The sequence below is a fragment of the Shewanella seohaensis genome (assembly GCF_023283775.1).
Classification (GTDB): domain Bacteria; phylum Pseudomonadota; class Gammaproteobacteria; order Enterobacterales; family Shewanellaceae; genus Shewanella; species Shewanella seohaensis.
Genome location: NZ_JAKILE010000004.1, coordinates 256702 through 273168, shown reverse-complemented (window position 1 = coordinate 273168; position 16467 = coordinate 256702). Strand labels below are relative to the sequence as shown.

Sequence of the window (16467 nt, the reverse complement as noted above, 5' to 3'; positions counted from 1 at the left end):
CTGACTTAAAAATAAATCATTCACAGGTCTTGATACTGTATGATTGTACAGTATACTAGTCAGCAGATTATGACAAAGAGCCTCGCTTTTTGTATTACCCGCTTTATTAAATTGAATATCACTTTTGACAGTACTGATACTGTCTAGATGAGGGAACAGGAATGAAGGTCGATCCAAACAAAGAGAAAGCACTTGCTGCGGTATTGAGCCAAATTGAAAAGCAATTTGGTAAAGGCTCCATCATGAAGCTGGGCGAAGACCGCTCTATGGATGTTGAGACTATTTCTACTGGTTCACTTTCCCTTGACGTCGCCTTAGGTGCTGGCGGTTTACCAATGGGACGTATCGTTGAGATTTATGGTCCAGAATCATCAGGTAAAACGACGCTGACATTAGAAGTGATTGCTGCCGCTCAGCGCGAAGGTAAAACCTGTGCCTTTATCGACGCCGAGCACGCGCTAGACCCTATCTATGCTAAAAAGTTAGGCGTTGATATCGATAACTTACTGTGTTCACAACCCGATACGGGTGAACAAGCCCTTGAGATCTGTGATGCGTTAACCCGTTCTGGCGCGGTAGATGTGATCATCGTTGACTCGGTTGCGGCATTAACACCCAAAGCGGAAATTGAAGGTGAAATTGGTGACTCACACATGGGCTTAGCTGCGCGTATGATGAGCCAAGCGATGCGTAAGCTAGCGGGTAACCTCAAGCAATCGAATACACTGTTAATCTTCATCAACCAAATTCGTATGAAGATTGGTGTGATGTTTGGTAACCCAGAAACCACAACGGGTGGTAACGCGCTGAAGTTCTACGCCTCTGTTCGTCTCGATATTCGCCGTACAGGTGCTATCAAAGAAGGCGATGAGGTGGTAGGTAACGAGACGCGCGTTAAAGTGGTTAAAAACAAAGTCGCTGCACCGTTTAAGCAAGCTGAGTTCCAAATTCTTTACGGTCAAGGTATCAACCGTACCGGTGAATTAGTCGATTTAGGTGTGGCTCATAAACTTATCGAAAAAGCCGGTGCATGGTACAGCTACAAGGGTGACAAGATTGGTCAGGGCCGTGCAAATGCTGGCAAATATTTGACTGAAAACCCAGCGATCGCAGCTGAAATTGATAAAACGCTACGTGAGCTATTATTGAGTAACCCTGCAGCCTTGTCATCATCAGCTTCTGATGATGAAAATAGCGAAGGTAATGTTGACTTCGAAACAGGCGAAGTATTCTGAGCCAGTCAGCCCGTCAAATCGCGGTCGCGCTGTTAGCGCGCCGCGACTATTCCCGCCAAGAAATCCGCTCCAAACTGCTCGAAAAAGGCTTTGAAATCGTTGATATCGATCCCGTGCTCGATGATTGTGAAGCATCGGGTTTTATCAATGATAAGCGCTATGCTGAGCTGCTCGTAAGAAGCCATATTGCCCGTGGTCATGGGCCTATACGTATTCGTCAAGCCATTGCCCAAAAGGGGCTTTCAAAGGATTGTATCGAAGCCGCGTTATCTGCAAATGATCATGATTGGTTTGAGTTAGCAAAAGCCACAGCCATCAAAAAATATGCTATCCCTAAAGTCACCGAGATTAAGGGTTCACACTCTCGCGAGCTGCTGGCGAAAGAAAAAGCCAAACGGGTGCGGTTTTTACTGAGCCAAGGCTTTAATTACGAACAAGTCTCCTACGCCTTAGATTACGACCCTTTGGAAGATCATGATGACTAACGTCATGGCATAAACTCGCAGCCCTTGGCTTGTCTGGCCATTGTCTTTTGCGTTCGGCCGCTCTGCTGGTTAGCCCCATCGACTCCTCTTTACCGCTTGGCTTTTGTGATAAGCCCCGTCATACCCGCAAACTCACCGAAAATATGAGATTCCTAAGCCTATATCGCTATTCAAGGCTGGTCGTCTTTCCTCAGTCTGCTTATAATGCTGGGCAAATAGAAATACGGCTACCTTATGGTGTAGCTGGTCATGCTTACCCAATTCAGGACGATTTCATGTATCAAACGACAGCAGCGCTTAGAAGTGCTTTCCTCGAATTTTTCCGCAGCAATGGTCACCAAGTTGTGGACAGTAGTTCTCTTGTACCAGGCAACGATCCAACGCTTTTATTCACCAACGCCGGTATGAACCAGTTCAAGGACGTGTTTCTTGGCATGGACAAACGTAGCTATACACGTGCGACCACTGCTCAACGCTGCGTCCGTGCGGGTGGTAAACACAACGATTTAGATAACGTTGGTTACACCGCGCGTCACCATACTTTCTTCGAAATGCTGGGTAACTTCAGCTTTGGTGATTATTTCAAAGAAGATGCGATTCGTTTTGGTTGGACATTCCTGACTGAAGTCTTGAAGCTACCAAAGGAACGTCTGTGTGTGACTGTTTACCAAACAGACGATGAAGCTTTTGAAATTTGGAATAAAAAGATTGGTGTTGCCACTGAAAACATCATTCGCATCGGCGATAACAAGGGCGCGCCATACGCTTCAGATAACTTCTGGCAAATGGGTGACACAGGCCCTTGTGGTCCATGTACCGAAATTTTCTACGATCACGGCGATCATATCTGGGGCGGACGTCCCGGTAGCCCAGAAGAAGATGGCGACCGTTTCATCGAAATCTGGAACATCGTATTCATGCAATACAATCGCCAAGCCTCTGGTGAAATGTTGCCGCTGCCAAAACCTTCAGTCGATACCGGTATGGGGATTGAGCGTATCGCTGCGATTATGCAGGGCGTTCATTCAAACTACGAAATCGATATTTTCCGCGCCTTGATTGCTAAAGCAGCAGAAATCATCGGCGTGACTGACTTATCTAACAAGTCACTGCGCGTTATTGCTGACCATATTCGTTCATGCGCCTTCTTAGTTGCCGATGGTGTAATGCCATCGAACGAAGGTCGTGGCTATGTGCTGCGTCGTATTATTCGCCGCGCAGTGCGTCATGGTAACAAGTTAGGGGCAACTGAAGCCTTCTTCTACAAGTTAGTTCCGACGCTAATCGAAGTGATGGGCGATGCCGCTAAAGGTCTTGCCGATACTCAAGTGATTGTTGAAAAAGCCCTTAAAGCGGAAGAAGAGCAGTTTGCTCGTACGCTTGAGCGTGGTTTAGGTATTCTAGATAGCGCATTAAACGAATTGCAGGGAGACACCTTAGACGGTGAAACTGTGTTCAAACTGTACGATACCTATGGCTTCCCAGTGGATTTAACCGCTGACGTATGCCGCGAGCGCAACATTATCGTCGATGAAGCGGGTTTCGAAGTGGCGATGGCTGAACAACGTAGCCGCGCTCAAGCCGCGGGTAACTTCGGCGCCGATTACAACGCGGCACTGAAAATTGATGCTGAAACTGCATTCTGTGGTTACTCAGAACTCACTGGCAATGCCAAAGTCACTGCACTTTACCTAAACGGTGAGTCAGTTCCTGCAATCAATGCGGGTGATGATGCCGTAGTCGTGCTCGATGTGACGCCATTCTATGCAGAATCGGGCGGACAAGTGGGTGACAAGGGCGTATTAGTGGCTCAAGGTATTGAGTTTGCTGTTAGCGATACGCAAAAGTTTGGTCAAGCTTCAGGCCATAAAGGGACGTTAACGGCTGGCAGCTTAAGCGTTGGCCAAGTACTTGAAGCAAAAGTGGATAAAAAACTGCGTCACCGCACCCAGTTAAACCACTCTGTGACTCACTTATTACATGCTGCGCTGCGTCAAGTGTTGGGCACTCACGTAACTCAAAAAGGTTCGTTAGTTGATCCTGAGCGTTTACGTTTCGACTTCTCTCATTTCGAAGCGGTCAAACCTGCTGAATTGAAACAGGTTGAAGAGTTAGTCAACACCCAAATTCGCCGTAACCATGAGCTGAAAGTCGCTGAAATGGCGATTGATGAAGCCAAAGAAAAAGGCGCTATGGCGCTCTTCGGTGAGAAGTACGATGCACAAGTGCGTGTCGTCACTATGGGCGATTTCTCTATCGAGCTGTGTGGTGGTACTCACGTTGGCCGTACCGGTGACATTGGTCTGTTCAAAATTACTTCTGAAGGTGGTATCGCTGCCGGCGTTCGCCGTATCGAAGCGGTAACCGGCGCTGCGGCGATGGCCTATGTGGCACAGCAACAAGCACAACTTGAAGAAGCGGCTGCACTGCTGAAAGGCGATCCTCAATCCGTTGTGGCTAAGCTGAAAGCGCAACTGGATAAAATGAAGCAGCTTGAAAAAGATATGCAGCAACTGAAAGATAAGTTAGCTGCGGCAGCGAGTGCGGATTTAGCTGGTGATGCGGTTGTAGTTAATGGCGTAAATGTGCTGATTAAGAAACTTGAAGGTGTTGAAGCAGGTGCACTGCGTGGCCTGCAAGATGAGTTAAAGCAAAAGCTGAAATCTGCCGTTATCCTGCTCGGTGTGGCTCAAGAAGGCAAAGTGAACCTTATCGCGGGCGTGAGCAACGACTTAGTCGGTAAAGTGAAGGCCGGTGAACTGGTTGCTATGGTTGCTGCCCAAGTGGGTGGTAAAGGCGGTGGTCGCCCTGATATGGCCCAAGCGGGTGGTAGCCAACCAGAAAATCTGGATGCGGCACTGTCTCAAGTATTACCTTGGATTACTGAGCGTTTAGCTTAAGAGGTTGCTGTGCTCGAAAAACGAAAGCTTAGTGGTAGCAAGCTTTTTGTGAAGAAGTTTGGTGGCACTTCGGTGGGTTCGATTGAACGCATCGAAGTGGTTGCCGAGCAAATTGCAAAGTCCGCTCACAATGGTGAGCTGCAGGTCTTGGTACTTTCTGCGATGGCAGGGGAGACCAACAGACTATTTGCGCTCGCGGCGCAAATCGATCCCCGCGCTAGTGCGCGGGAACTCGATATGCTTGTCTCGACGGGAGAGCAAATCAGTATTGCGTTAATGGCGATGGCGTTACAACGTCGAGGCATAAACGCGAGATCCCTGACTGGCGATCAAGTCCAAATTCATACAAACAGTCAGTTTGGTCGTGCGAGTATTGAGCGTGTCGATACGGCATACTTAACCTCTTTGCTAAACGACGGCATTGTACCGATTGTGGCTGGTTTTCAAGGTATCGATCCCAATGGTGATGTAACAACCTTAGGGCGCGGTGGTTCTGATACTACGGCTGTGGCACTCGCTGCGGCGTTAAAAGCCGATGAATGCCAAATCTTTACCGATGTGCCCGGTGTATTTACGACCGATCCAAATATCGATAGTAGTGCCAGACGCCTCGATGTGATTGGTTTTGATGTGATGCTAGAAATGGCAAAACTCGGCGCTAAGGTGCTGCATCCCGACTCGGTTGAATACGCACAACGTTTTAAAGTGCCACTGCGTGTATTGTCGAGTTTTGAGGCTGGCCATGGGACATTAATCCAATTTGGTGATGAATCAGAGCTGGCGATGGCCGCATCGGTGCAAGGTATTGCAATTAATAAGGCACTTGCGACCTTAACCATCGAAGGTTTGTTTACTAGCAGTGAGCATTATCAAGCCCTGTTAGCCTGCTTGGCACGGCTTGAGATTGATGTTGAGTTTATTACCCCGCTCAAGCTCAATGAAACCTCAGCAGCCGAATGTGTCAGTTTTATGCTGGCCGAAGCCAAGGTCGATATTTTATTGCATGAGCTAGAGCTTTTAAGTGAAAGTCTTGATCTAGGCCAATTGATTGTTGAGCGTCAACGTGCAAAAGTGTCTTTAGTTGGCAAAGGTTTACAGGCAAAAGTTGGATTATTGACTAAGATGTTAGATGTATTGGGTAATGAAACAATCCATGCTAAGTTACTTTCGACATCGGAGAGTAAATTGTCAACTGTGATCGATGAAAGGGACTTACACAAGGCGGTTCGAGCGTTACATCACGCCTTCGAGCTAAATAAGGTGTAATTAAATAACTGTTTGAGTATTGAATACTATTAATTTGTACTCAGCTGACCCTATAATATGCCCATCTACCGGATGAGTGCCGTGTGTAAGCTGAATTAAGACATAAAGGAGCTATCGAATGCTGATTTTGACTCGTCGTGTTGGCGAAACACTGATGATTGGTGATGAAGTCACAGTTACAGTGCTAGGGGTAAAAGGCAATCAAGTGCGTATTGGTGTTAATGCACCGAAAGAGGTTTCTGTCCACCGTGAAGAAATCTATCAACGCATTCAATCTGAAAAATCAGGTACACCTTCAGAAGGTGGTAACTTTTAATACGGCGCTTAGGCGAGTATTAGCGACATAGAAGAGTCAGTTTTTTAACTGGCTTTTTTATTTTTTGAGCCGAAAGATTGGCGCAAATCAACACATTGGATTGATATAACAGCAATGTGATTAAAAACGCTTCAAACAGAAGTGGTTTCAGAAAAAGGGTTTGACTTATTTTCGTCAAACAGTAATATGTGCGCCAAGAAAACGGAGAGGTGGCCGAGTGGCCGAAGGCGCTCCCCTGCTAAGGGAGTATGGGCTTTATCTCCCATCGAGGGTTCGAATCCCTCCTTCTCCGCCATTTCTTACCGATAAAAGTGCGCGTGTAGCTCAGCTGGATAGAGTACCTGGCTACGAACCAGGCGGTCGGAGGTTCGAATCCTTCCACGCGCACCATTTTATTGAAGCAAGATAGATACAAGTCGCGCATGTAGCTCAGCTGGATAGAGTACCTGGCTACGAACCAGGCGGTCGGAGGTTCGACTCCTTCCATGCGCACCATCTCTGCATTAGTTATGTTTAACTCATCAGGTTTGAATTTCAGACGAAATTTTGTAATTAGTGCTTCAAGTAAGTGTTTTAAGCGCGTGTAGCTCAGCTGGATAGAGTACCTGGCTACGAACCAGGCGGTCGGAGGTTCGAATCCTTCCACGCGCACCATATTCAATCTTAATGCGAATGTGTTGAGATAACAGTTTAAAATGCGCATGTAGCTCAGCTGGATAGAGTACCTGGCTACGAACCAGGCGGTCGGAGGTTCGACTCCTTCCATGCGCACCAATTCGCAGGCAAAGCCTTAGCTTTGTTAGCAAACGCAAAAATCGCGCGTGTAGCTCAGCTGGATAGAGTACCTGGCTACGAACCAGGCGGTCGGAGGTTCGAATCCTTCCACGCGCACCATTTTAGTAAGCAATAGCTTACAAATGCAGATTTTGCGGAGAGGTGGCCGAGTGGCCGAAGGCGCTCCCCTGCTAAGGGAGTATGGGCTTTATCTCCCATCGAGGGTTCGAATCCCTCCTTCTCCGCCATTCTATTCCTAGTGAATAGATTTAATTTGCGAGGCTTAAGTGCTTCTTCTAGACTCAAGTCTATCGGTAAGGTGGCAACTTACCCAGTATTTAAGCGCGTGTAGCTCAGCTGGATAGAGTACCTGGCTACGAACCAGGCGGTCGGAGGTTCGAATCCTTCCACGCGCACCATCTACTTAGTTAGATTTAGATAAGCCCTGCAAGTAATTGCAGGGCTTTTTTAATGGAATTTTTCCGCTTAATCTCGCATCAATCCTTATCCCTTCCCATGCTTTGTAACCTTGATAATCCGTGTCTTACGCTACGTTATGTTCAATCCAATACCTATGCCTTAAGCGATGATGTTCTCGCGCTGGCTTACTGTTTAGCGCCTGATAAAGAGATAGCTAAGGGTTATCTTGACTCGCAAGCTGAGCCGTAAAAGAGACGAAGAGATAAGCATGGAACAAGGGGGTGATGAGTGACTTCGCGTCTTAGGGACGAGTCCTGAGAGAGGTTTGAAGAGTGTTAGCGAGCAATTTGGGGAAATAAAAAGGGCTGTAAAATACAGCCCTTTTTAGCGTAGATATCGTGATTAGGCTTCTAGCTTAGCAAACTCGGCTTTTTGCTCTTTTAGTTTGTCCATATCACGGCTCAGATCGGCCATCTTGGCGCGTTCTTTATCAATGACGGCTGGCGGTGCTTTCGCCACGAAGCCTTCATTCGATAATTTACCTTCGATACGGGCAATCTCTTGAGTCAGCTTCTCAAGCTGCTTGTCGATGCGAGCCATTTCAGCCGCTACATCCACCAGACCTGCCATCGGAATCAATAATTCCATTTCGCCAATCAGACCTGTGGTCGACATTGGCGCCGTTTCACCTTCGCCAAGAATCGTCATGCTCTCTAAGCGCGCAAGCGTTGTGAAGAAGGCTTGGTTCGCTTCAACACGGGCTTGGTCTTGGGCACTCACGCCACGCAGTAGGGCATTTAATGGCTTAGAAGGCGCAATATTGAGTTCGGCACGGATATTACGAACCGCAACAATCACTTGCTTAACCCACTCGAGATCGGCCATCGCGGTCGCATCTACTTTGGCGGAATCATAGCTTGGGAATGGTGCCAGCATGATGGTGTCGCCTTGAGCGCCAGTCAGCGGTTTAACGCGTTGCCAGATGGTTTCAGTGATGTACGGCATCATTGGGTGCATCAGACGTTGCATCGCTTCTAACACATTGACCAGCGTATGGCGGGTGCCACGCATTTGCGCTTCATTACCGTTTTGCAGTACAGGCTTAGTTAACTCTAAATACCAATCGCAGAACTGGTTCCAAGTGAACTCGTACAGTGTGTTCGCTGCAAGGTCGAAACGGAAGTTTGCCATGTGGTCGTCGTAGGTTTTTACAGTTTGGTTGAATAAACCGATGATCCAGCGATCCGCCAGTGACAGTTCCATTTCACCGCCTTGGTAATCCGGTGAGTTCGGGCCGCAATCTTGGCCTTCGGTATTCATCAGCACGTAACGTGACGCGTTCCAAAGCTTGTTACAGAAGCTGCGGTAACCGTCTAAACGCTTCATGTCCCAGTTGATATCACGGCCAGTTGAGGCCATTGCCGCTAGGGTAAAGCGCAGGGCATCGGTACCGTGGGCTTCAATACCGTTTTCAAATTCTTTACGGGTGCTCTTTTCGATCTTGGCGGCGAGTTGAGGTTGCATCATGTTGCCGGTGCGTTTTTCAACTAGGGCTTCTAGATCGATACCGTCAATCATATCCAATGGGTCAAGTACGTTGCCCTTAGATTTTGACATCTTGTTACCCGCTTCATCGCGGATAAGGCCGGTCACATAAACGGTTTTAAATGGTACCTGTGGCTTACCGTCTTCATCTTTGATGAAGTGCATGGTCATCATGATCATACGGGCAACCCAGAAGAAGATGATGTCAAAACCCGTGACCAACACGTCGGTCGGGTGGAAGGTTTTTAAATCTTCAACATTGTCAGGCCAGCCTAAAGTCGAGAATGTCCACAGGGCTGAGCTGAACCAGGTATCCAGTACGTCTTCATCTTGGCGCAGGGCGATAGCATCATCGATATTGTGCTTAGCACGCACTTCAGCTTCGTTACGGCCAACATACACCTTACCGTTCGCATCGTACCAAGCGGGGATGCGGTGACCCCACCATAATTGGCGAGAGATACACCAATCTTGAATGTCGCGCATCCAAGAGAAGTACATGTTTTCGTATTGCTGCGGCACAAACTTAATGTCGCCATTTTCAACGGCTTCGATTGCGGTTTTCGCCATAGGTGCAACGGCGACGTACCATTGGTCGGTCAGCATTGGTTCGATTACCACGCCAGAGCGGTCACCGTAGGGCACTTTTAGGCCGTGTGGCGCGATTTTTTCGAGCAGACCTAAGCTTTCAAATTCGGCCACGATGGCATCACGAGCTTTGAAACGATCAAGGCCTGCGAAACGCTCTGGCAGGCTGCCATCTAAGCTAGTGTTGATGGTGCCATCGGTATTGACGACTTCAGCGGATGCACGAATTGCTGCATCTAAGGTCAACACGTTGAACATAGGAAGCTTGTGACGTTTACCGACTTCATAGTCGTTAAAGTCGTGGGCAGGAGTGATCTTCACACAGCCTGTGCCAAACTCCATGTCTACATAGTCATCGGCAACGATAGGGATGCGACGATTAACGATTGGCAGCAGAATAAATTTGCCGATCAGTGCTTGATAACGCTCATCGTCTGGATGAACTGCAACCGCGCTATCGCCCAGCATAGTTTCTGGACGTGTGGTGGCGACTTCGAGGTAATCTTTACCGTCGGCAGTTAGCTCGCCATCGGCTAATGGATAACGCAGGTGCCACATGTGGCCTTGCTTTTCTTTGTTTTCCACTTCGAGATCAGAAATCGCGGTGTGTAGTTTAGGATCCCAATTCACTAAACGTTTACCACGGTAAATCAAATCATCTTCATAGAGACGGACAAACACTTCTTGAACGGCTTTAGACAAGCCTTCGTCCATGGTAAAGCGTTCACGGTCCCAATCCACTGAGGCGCCCATACGACGCAGCTGCTTAGTGATGGTGCCGCCAGATTGCGCTTTCCATTCCCATACTTTTTCCATGAAAGCATCGCGGCCAAGGTCATGGCGGCTCTTGCCTTCTTCGGCTTCAAGCTTACGCTCAACCAGCATTTGAGTCGCAATACCTGCATGGTCAGTACCGACTTGCCACAGGGTGTTTTTACCCTTCATACGTTGGTAGCGGATCAGTGTATCCATGATGGTATCTTGGAAAGCGTGGCCCATGTGCAGACTGCCCGTCACGTTAGGTGGCGGGATCATGATGCAATAGTTGCCCTGTGAGGCATCGCCGTGGGGCTTAAAGTAACCTTGCTCTTCCCAGTTTTGGTAAAGAGTCTGCTCAATGGACTGAGGATCGTATGTTTTTTCCATGGGAACGTATCTGTCTCAAGCTAAATTAAGTGGATGTGTTGCTAAATTTTGGGTTGTTAATTCAATCCCTAAGCCACGATATTGGCGGTAGCGTTCACGTGCTATCGCTTTATGTTGGTCGTCATTAGCCACAAAATCGAAGATTTGACCAAAGTTTACCGCAAACGGAGGTACTTGGTCTGCAAGATTAATCAGAAGTTGGCGACTTTTGTTTGGGCCGAGTCTGTCAAAACCGATTTCAACAGGTGAGCCTGTGGTGTGGCCTTCACCTTTGAGGTTATGGGGGACAAATGCACTGGGTTCAAACTGCCATAGTAACTCGTCGATTTCGAAGGCGATGTTCTTGTCCTGACAGTGAATATAGACCTGCTGCTGGTTTATAAATCCCTGTTGGGCTAGACGGCAAGCCAATTGATACATGTCATTAAGGGCCGTGTTCACGCCCATCGGCGGCAGTAAATAAAACAGCGCTTGAGTCATGATTTCAATGCCTTGCTTTAAGTTATAGACGAACGGGTAAGTCTACACTAAAACTCAAGCTGGGTTAACGCTTAGCACTGTGGTTTTTCGCGGGAGATTGAACGGCGGGGACAGGGGGTGGCTTAAGCCGTTACTGTGCCAAATGTGCACAGCTTAAGTACTCGCTTAAGGCTAAGAGTAATGGTTAAACGACTATGGGGTCTGGGGATATAAAAGCAAAGCGCACCCGAAGGTGCGCTGGTTGAAAGACTGGTCAAACAAACTATTCCTCCTAGGTTATTGAGCATTGTTATTAAAGGATTTTATTGACGCTTTGTGAATAAACAACACATATCGCATTAGATTTTGTTTATTCAGCAGGTTAACTCACTTTCAACTTACAATTTCAACTTACATTTTCACTTACGATTACACTACAGAATATAAATAAAGGAATCTGGCTGATATTAGTACTCAAAAAGGTACTGGGTATTTTGCTGTTAAGCAGCTCGCCTTGTTCCGTGTTATCTAAATTCTTTTTTACTCACTATTTGTAATATGCCCACTTGCTCATATTACCGATAACGCTATTAACCTCCTCATATTGTTTGACTGTTAAGAAGCTAATTCACCTAAAGTGGTCTTTCATGGTACCTATGGTGGCTCTATTGCTGACGTCCTCCTCTTGATTGTTACATTTGGGCTCAAAGAGTGTGTAAGACTAAAATTGGCAATATGATGTAGTAGGTTACTCCTTTATGATCGACTCGTGTGTTAACACCCATTTAGTGCGTTTGTCGTTAGTTGTTGGTCATCGGTCTCTATTTTTTAGTAACCTCGCATCTCATTTGATCATCAGAGGGAAAACGCATAAATATTACAGCTTGGCGTTACTTAATTTATGTGGCCGTCTTAAGATGACTGCCGTAATGTGACTGTTTTAATGTAGCTGTCTTAATGTTACTGCCTGTGTCACTGTTTTTGAGAGTGAGTTTTGTGTGGCGGCGTACTCCTTCTTATGGTGATATTTAACGCTTTTAAGTTGAAATTCACATCACTTCGATTCTGCTGTCACTTAGTAAAGTGTAGTAGTTATTTAAAGGTTCACACTCTTTTTACTGACCATTAGGACGGTCTATCAAACTTTTGCTAAAAAATGTGACCTATTAAACCTTATCTACTTTATGCTCTCGAAGTGATGTGGTCTCGCACTAACATCGAGTAACTTAAGCTGCATCTTCCTCATCGTAATCATCCTCGACATTAACAGCGTCTTCGGGATGAGCAATGGATGCGAAACGTTGGGCTTCAGGTTTATGGGTTAATCGATTGAGTTGTTTCTCTAATTTTTGACCCATGGCCGTAATGGCTGCATAAAGATTGTCGTGTTTTGCTTGAGCAAAAAGTTCTCCATTTGGGATGCCAACCGATGCTTCAATTTTGAAACCAGGTTTCTCCTCTGTGATGATGACATGGGGATTAATCAACTGCACATCGTGCCTAGAAAGTTTGTCAAAACGGCTTTCAATGCGTTCACGGATTGGGGCAGTGACTTCTAGTTGTTTGCTCGTAATCTTTAGCATATGTTGCACCTTCTATTTGTTTCCTTCGATTTCAGATTACCAATCTACACCCTTAAAAACGAGATCTAAATCACATTTTTTACCCTGTTCAGTTCTGTTCGTTGGTTATTTGATCGCTTAGACAAATCTCGCGGATTCTTGGTCGAAAAGGCTTGAATTGGTTATCGGAACAGGCCATATTTGATGGGATAACTACGCAGTCTTTCCCATCATTTACCTATCTTTACTTTAAGTTTTTCATTAGATCCCGATAAAATACCTTCACTTATTTCATTGCTCAGTCGAGTGGCAGGTATTATGGAAACCGAACATATCAAAGTTAAAGTCTGGGATTTACCCACACGCTTTTTTCACTGGGGCATGGTGGCCCTCATGGCCTTACTCTGGTGGAGCGCTGAAGTGGGCGAAATGCAATGGCACCAGATCTTTGCTTATAGTTTGTTGATCCTGATTGGCTTTCGGCTTTTATGGGGCTTGATTGGCAGTGATACTGCGAGGTTTAGTCACTTCGTGCATCATCCCAAGGTGGTGTTTGAGTATTTGAAAGACGTTCGCGCAAAGGGCGTATCAGTGGTTTTAGGGCATAATCCGATGGGCGGTTATATGGTGATTGTGTTGATTGCCATTATTAGCTTACAGCTTATCACTGGACTCTTTGCTACCGATGATGTGTTTACCGAAGGTCCACTGTACAGCTATGTGAGTGCTGATACTGCTTCGTTTCTCACTTGGTTGCATAAAATGAATTTCAACCTCATCTTAGCCTTGAGTGCCGTGCATGTGTTGGCTGTCGTTGTACACGCGCTTAAAGGTGACAAATTAGTGGGAGCCATGCTCAGCGGTTATAAACGGGTGTCTAAGGTTGAGCACGCCGAATCTGAAACTCAGTTGGTGTTTAAATCACAGTGGTTGGCCTTAATCGTGCTGTTAATCATCGCTGGAGTGGTGTTTACCTATTTGATGTGGCCCATAGTACAAGTGCTCTAGCAAGTGCTGAACATTAAAAAAGCCTGCATGTAGCAGGCTTCTTTATTAGACATTACAACGCGTAATTAGTCTTTTTTGTACACGTCGTGGCAGCCTTTACAGCTCTTGCCTGTGTTCATAAAGGCTTGCTTGATTTCAGCTTGGTCACCTTTTTGAGCCACAGTCGCTAAAATAGCGGCATTTTCTTGGAAGGTTTTCATCTTAGCGTCGAAGTCAGCCTTGTCTTGCCATACTTTGGCTAGCGCTTCGGTATCGCCTTTATCTGAACCTTCAATAAAGCCTTCGAAAGGAATGTGTGAAAGAGCAGCAACATTGTTGGCGCGCATTGCGAAGGTTTCAGCTTCGAAAGGTTTCTTGCCTTTCATCATTGCGCCCATATCGCCAAAGTTATAAGCAATCAGGCCAAATGCAGATTGGCGATATTCAATCGCGTCCTTCGCATCTTCAAAATTGTGTGCTTGTGCAGTTGAAGCCAATAAGGTACCGGCAACGAGAGTCAGGAGTAATTTTTTCATCGTATTCTCACAAATTAGCGTCGAAGTGTGACATTGCGCTCCTATTGTACACAAATTAACTCAATGTACTAGAAGCATTTTTGTCAGTTTTTGTCTAGGCAGGAAGGATAAACGTAACAAGTTATTTGTTGGTTGAGTAAATCTGCTAAACTGCCGTTGTAATGCTTAAACAATACTACTGGGGCGATTATGCGAGCCAATTGGGACTTAGTTTTAGAGAAAATCTTGAGCCATGGAAACTATGAAGAACTCTCAGTGTTGTTCCATTTATTGCTGACAGAAGAAGAGCGCAGTGCGATCGCGGGACGATTAAAGGTTTTCCAATTATTACTGGATGGCGAGATGAGCCAGCGGCAAATCGCGGCGGAATACGAGGTCAGCATCGCCACGATCACACGCTGTTCAAACTATTTAAAGAATATGGCACCCAGCCATAGAGAAAAAATTCAACAGCTCATCAAATAAGGTCGCTGTGGTGCCTTTATCCTTAATAGCCTAAAACATTGGGGTGGCAGGCAACTTATGACGACGATAAAGCGTACGTCTTACCAGAATGTAGAAGCTGTAGCTTAAGAGTAATATGGCTAATAATGGGTAAAACTTTTCGGGTAAAAACTTAAAGATGGACAATGCACCTAGCAAGTATAAGAAGGGTAATAGGTCATAAATCATCTTAGGGATCCCGCCTGATTTCCTACGTTTGATAGGGTCGGTACGACGGTTTTGGGAGCGCATAGTGTAAATTCTTGCGCCAAGCACAAACATGACAGCTGAAGCAATCAAAGCATAATTGGGTTCGAGCAGCATAAAGCTTGCGATGCCTAATGCCATATAACCATAAGGTAAAGCTTCGTATACAGGTTTTGTTAACATATGCACTCCGTCGCGTGATATCGAAATAGGTTTAAAACCCTAATATTCCAGTTAAAAATGCTAAATCTATCTAAAACTTCCGTGTTTACCTTTGGATTATAAACATTTGTTGATAAAAAAAGCACCTCCTTATGTAAGGAAGTGCTTCATTATCTTGCTCGGGTTAGTGAGCTTTAGGCGTTACGGCCTAGATTAGCCGCGGCAACCGCAACCGCCATTGCCATCACAACCTGTTTTTGGTGTGTCGCACGCTTCATGATCGTGGTCATGGTGATGATGACCATGATCATCAGAACCGCCACAACAGCCACCCGCATCTTGGCTTGAACCACCACAGCATCCGCCGCCGTGGTCATGATCATGGTTGTGACCATGGCTGCCACATCCGCCGTGGGCATGGATATGGCCATGGGCAACTTCTTCTGCCGTTGCAGCGCGAACATCGATAATTTCAATGTTGAAGCTCAGTGCTTGTCCCGCTAAAGGATGGTTGCCATCAACGATGACCACATCATCTTTGACTTCGACAACTTGCACTGGGCGTTGACCCATTTCTGTCTCGGCAATAAAGCGCATACCAGGAACGATATCTTCGATATCACCGAATGCTTCTAATGGCACAGCTTGACGCAGACCATCGTGGTAAGGACCGTAGGCTTCTTCGGCACTAATAGTCACATCCAGTGTTTCGCCCTTGGTTTTACCTTCTAATGCAGCTTCTAATCCTGGGATCAGGTTTTCTGCACCGTGCAGATAGAGCATAGGTTCGGCATCAAAAGAGTCTTCTAAAAGTCTGCCGTCTTGATCTGATAAACGGTAATGAATGGTTACCGCGCTGTGTTGGGTGATCTTCATATCGCCTCCGGTTCGGAATGTGCGCGCATAATAACGTGCTTTTGGGGCGCTGGCGATAATTTGAAGTTGCTTATGTTAGATATCGCACAGCTTTTTGTTGGCGTGATGAACAGCCATTTGGAGAGGAATTTACGCCAAATTGTTGATGGATATCGCTTGCGGTTTGTTGGCCTCGAAAGTGGATTTACATAGCCTAATCTAAAGGCATTACGACATGCTTGATATAATTGATTGAATTTAAATGTTTAAAAATAGATGCATTTGTGCGGCATTACGTTTACGTCAACAGTTTTCTATTGATGAAATCGCATTTTTACCCTAGGAAAACTTGATATTAATGAATGTTAAGAAGCGAATTTGAGGCTGTGAAAGATTTGTTCATAAATAATCCAGTTAGGGGGTTGACAAGGCTAGGTGAAAAAGGCAATTCTGTTTTACATCACATTGACATGGATTAGCCCAAACGTATGCATAGCCTAGGTTTTGTAGTAACTACCATTATTACAACCACCACTACAAC

General features: G+C 46.1%; 13 protein-coding genes and 8 tRNA genes. 15 read left to right on the top strand and 6 right to left on the bottom strand.

The window, feature by feature from the left end; translation table 11 throughout:
• Positions 1-161 precede the first annotated feature (161 nt).
• The 13 genes from recA (at position 162) to L2713_RS06690 (ending at position 7395) form a co-directional block, all read left to right on the top strand.
• On the top strand, positions 162-1235 hold the full coding sequence (recA, locus tag L2713_RS06750; protein WP_011621914.1) for a recombinase RecA: 1074 nt from the start codon (positions 162-164) through the stop codon (positions 1233-1235).
• A 17-nt stretch (positions 1236-1252) separates the two neighbouring features.
• Positions 1253-1720, top strand: coding sequence for a regulatory protein RecX (locus L2713_RS06745; protein ID WP_380823165.1), 468 nt, complete (start codon positions 1253-1255; stop codon positions 1718-1720).
• A 275-nt stretch (positions 1721-1995) separates the two neighbouring features.
• Positions 1996-4620: an alanine--tRNA ligase gene (alaS, locus tag L2713_RS06740; RefSeq protein ID WP_248967361.1), complete on the top strand. Its 2625-nt coding sequence runs from the start codon at positions 1996-1998 to the stop codon at positions 4618-4620.
• 9 nt (positions 4621-4629) lie between these two features.
• Entirely contained in the window at positions 4630-5886 is a 1257-nt protein-coding gene (locus L2713_RS06735; protein ID WP_109287347.1) for an aspartate kinase, read from the top strand.
• A 118-nt stretch (positions 5887-6004) separates the two neighbouring features.
• Positions 6005-6202 (top strand): carbon storage regulator CsrA, encoded by a 198-nt coding sequence (gene csrA / locus L2713_RS06730; protein ID WP_006082602.1) that lies wholly within the window; start codon positions 6005-6007, stop codon positions 6200-6202.
• A gap of 203 nt (positions 6203-6405) precedes the next feature.
• A tRNA-Ser gene (locus L2713_RS06725) sits at positions 6406-6497 on the top strand.
• A gap of 18 nt (positions 6498-6515) precedes the next feature.
• A tRNA-Arg gene (locus L2713_RS06720) sits at positions 6516-6592 on the top strand.
• 28 nt (positions 6593-6620) lie between these two features.
• Positions 6621-6697, top strand: a tRNA-Arg gene (locus L2713_RS06715).
• 82 nt (positions 6698-6779) lie between these two features.
• Positions 6780-6856: transfer RNA gene (locus L2713_RS06710), tRNA-Arg, on the top strand.
• 43 nt (positions 6857-6899) lie between these two features.
• A tRNA-Arg gene (locus L2713_RS06705) sits at positions 6900-6976 on the top strand.
• 43 nt (positions 6977-7019) lie between these two features.
• Positions 7020-7096 (top strand) — tRNA-Arg (locus tag L2713_RS06700).
• Positions 7097-7132: 36 nt separating this feature from the next.
• Positions 7133-7224, top strand: a tRNA-Ser gene (locus L2713_RS06695).
• Between the two features lie 94 nt (positions 7225-7318).
• A tRNA-Arg gene (locus L2713_RS06690) sits at positions 7319-7395 on the top strand.
• 403 nt (positions 7396-7798) lie between these two features.
• Here the strand turns inward: L2713_RS06690 and L2713_RS06685 are convergent.
• The 3 genes from L2713_RS06685 to hpf all read right to left on the bottom strand — a co-directional run bounded on the left by L2713_RS06685 (position 7799) and on the right by hpf (position 12717).
• Positions 7799-10675: a valine--tRNA ligase gene (locus tag L2713_RS06685; RefSeq protein ID WP_248967360.1), complete on the bottom strand. Its 2877-nt coding sequence runs from the start codon at positions 10673-10675 to the stop codon at positions 7799-7801.
• A gap of 15 nt (positions 10676-10690) precedes the next feature.
• Positions 10691-11155 carry a DNA polymerase III subunit chi gene (locus tag L2713_RS06680; protein ID WP_248967359.1) on the bottom strand — a complete coding sequence of 155 codons (465 nt, stop codon included), beginning with the start codon at positions 11153-11155 and terminating at the stop codon, positions 10691-10693.
• A 1205-nt stretch (positions 11156-12360) separates the two neighbouring features.
• On the bottom strand, positions 12361-12717 hold the full coding sequence (gene hpf, locus L2713_RS06675; protein ID WP_248967358.1) for a ribosome hibernation-promoting factor, HPF/YfiA family: 357 nt from the start codon (positions 12715-12717) through the stop codon (positions 12361-12363).
• Positions 12718-13014: 297 nt separating this feature from the next.
• Between hpf and L2713_RS06670 the strand changes: the two genes are divergently transcribed.
• On the top strand, positions 13015-13704 hold the full coding sequence (locus L2713_RS06670) for a cytochrome b/b6 domain-containing protein (protein ID WP_248967357.1): 690 nt from the start codon (positions 13015-13017) through the stop codon (positions 13702-13704).
• Positions 13705-13769: 65 nt separating this feature from the next.
• On the opposite strand, the gene L2713_RS06665 is transcribed toward L2713_RS06670, so the two are convergent.
• Entirely contained in the window at positions 13770-14219 is a 450-nt protein-coding gene (locus L2713_RS06665) for a c-type cytochrome (RefSeq protein ID WP_011625579.1), read from the bottom strand.
• A gap of 189 nt (positions 14220-14408) precedes the next feature.
• Here L2713_RS06665 and trpR point away from each other — a divergent pair, with 189 nt between their 5' ends.
• Positions 14409-14684: a trp operon repressor gene (gene trpR / locus L2713_RS06660; protein WP_011621923.1), complete on the top strand. Its 276-nt coding sequence runs from the start codon at positions 14409-14411 to the stop codon at positions 14682-14684.
• Between the two features lie 30 nt (positions 14685-14714).
• On the opposite strand, the gene L2713_RS06655 is transcribed toward trpR, so the two are convergent.
• Positions 14715-15092 (bottom strand): hypothetical protein, encoded by a 378-nt coding sequence (locus L2713_RS06655; protein ID WP_248967356.1) that lies wholly within the window; start codon positions 15090-15092, stop codon positions 14715-14717.
• 192 nt (positions 15093-15284) lie between these two features.
• Positions 15285-15947: a peptidylprolyl isomerase gene (slyD, locus tag L2713_RS06650; RefSeq protein WP_248967355.1), complete on the bottom strand. Its 663-nt coding sequence runs from the start codon at positions 15945-15947 to the stop codon at positions 15285-15287.
• Positions 15948-16467 lie beyond the last annotated feature (520 nt).

What these genes read in the sequence shown, in the direction of transcription:
- recA (WP_011621914.1), top strand. Translation starts at nt 162, where the DNA reads ATGAAGGTCGATCCAAACAAAGAGAAAGCACTTGCTGCGGTATTGAGC.
- alaS (WP_248967361.1), top strand. Translation starts at nt 1,996, where the DNA reads ATGTATCAAACGACAGCAGCGCTTAGAAGTGCTTTCCTCGAATTTTTC.
- csrA (WP_006082602.1), top strand. Translation starts at nt 6,005, where the DNA reads ATGCTGATTTTGACTCGTCGTGTTGGCGAAACACTGATGATTGGTGAT.
- L2713_RS06685 (WP_248967360.1), bottom strand. Translation starts at nt 10,675, where the DNA reads ATGGAAAAAACATACGATCCTCAGTCCATTGAGCAGACTCTTTACCAA.
- L2713_RS06680 (WP_248967359.1), bottom strand. Translation starts at nt 11,155, where the DNA reads ATGACTCAAGCGCTGTTTTATTTACTGCCGCCGATGGGCGTGAACACG.
- hpf (WP_248967358.1), bottom strand. Translation starts at nt 12,717, where the DNA reads ATGCTAAAGATTACGAGCAAACAACTAGAAGTCACTGCCCCAATCCGT.
- L2713_RS06670 (WP_248967357.1), top strand. Translation starts at nt 13,015, where the DNA reads ATGGAAACCGAACATATCAAAGTTAAAGTCTGGGATTTACCCACACGC.
- L2713_RS06665 (WP_011625579.1), bottom strand. Translation starts at nt 14,219, where the DNA reads ATGAAAAAATTACTCCTGACTCTCGTTGCCGGTACCTTATTGGCTTCA.
- trpR (WP_011621923.1), top strand. Translation starts at nt 14,409, where the DNA reads ATGCGAGCCAATTGGGACTTAGTTTTAGAGAAAATCTTGAGCCATGGA.
- L2713_RS06655 (WP_248967356.1), bottom strand. Translation starts at nt 15,092, where the DNA reads ATGTTAACAAAACCTGTATACGAAGCTTTACCTTATGGTTATATGGCA.
- slyD (WP_248967355.1), bottom strand. Translation starts at nt 15,947, where the DNA reads ATGAAGATCACCCAACACAGCGCGGTAACCATTCATTACCGTTTATCA.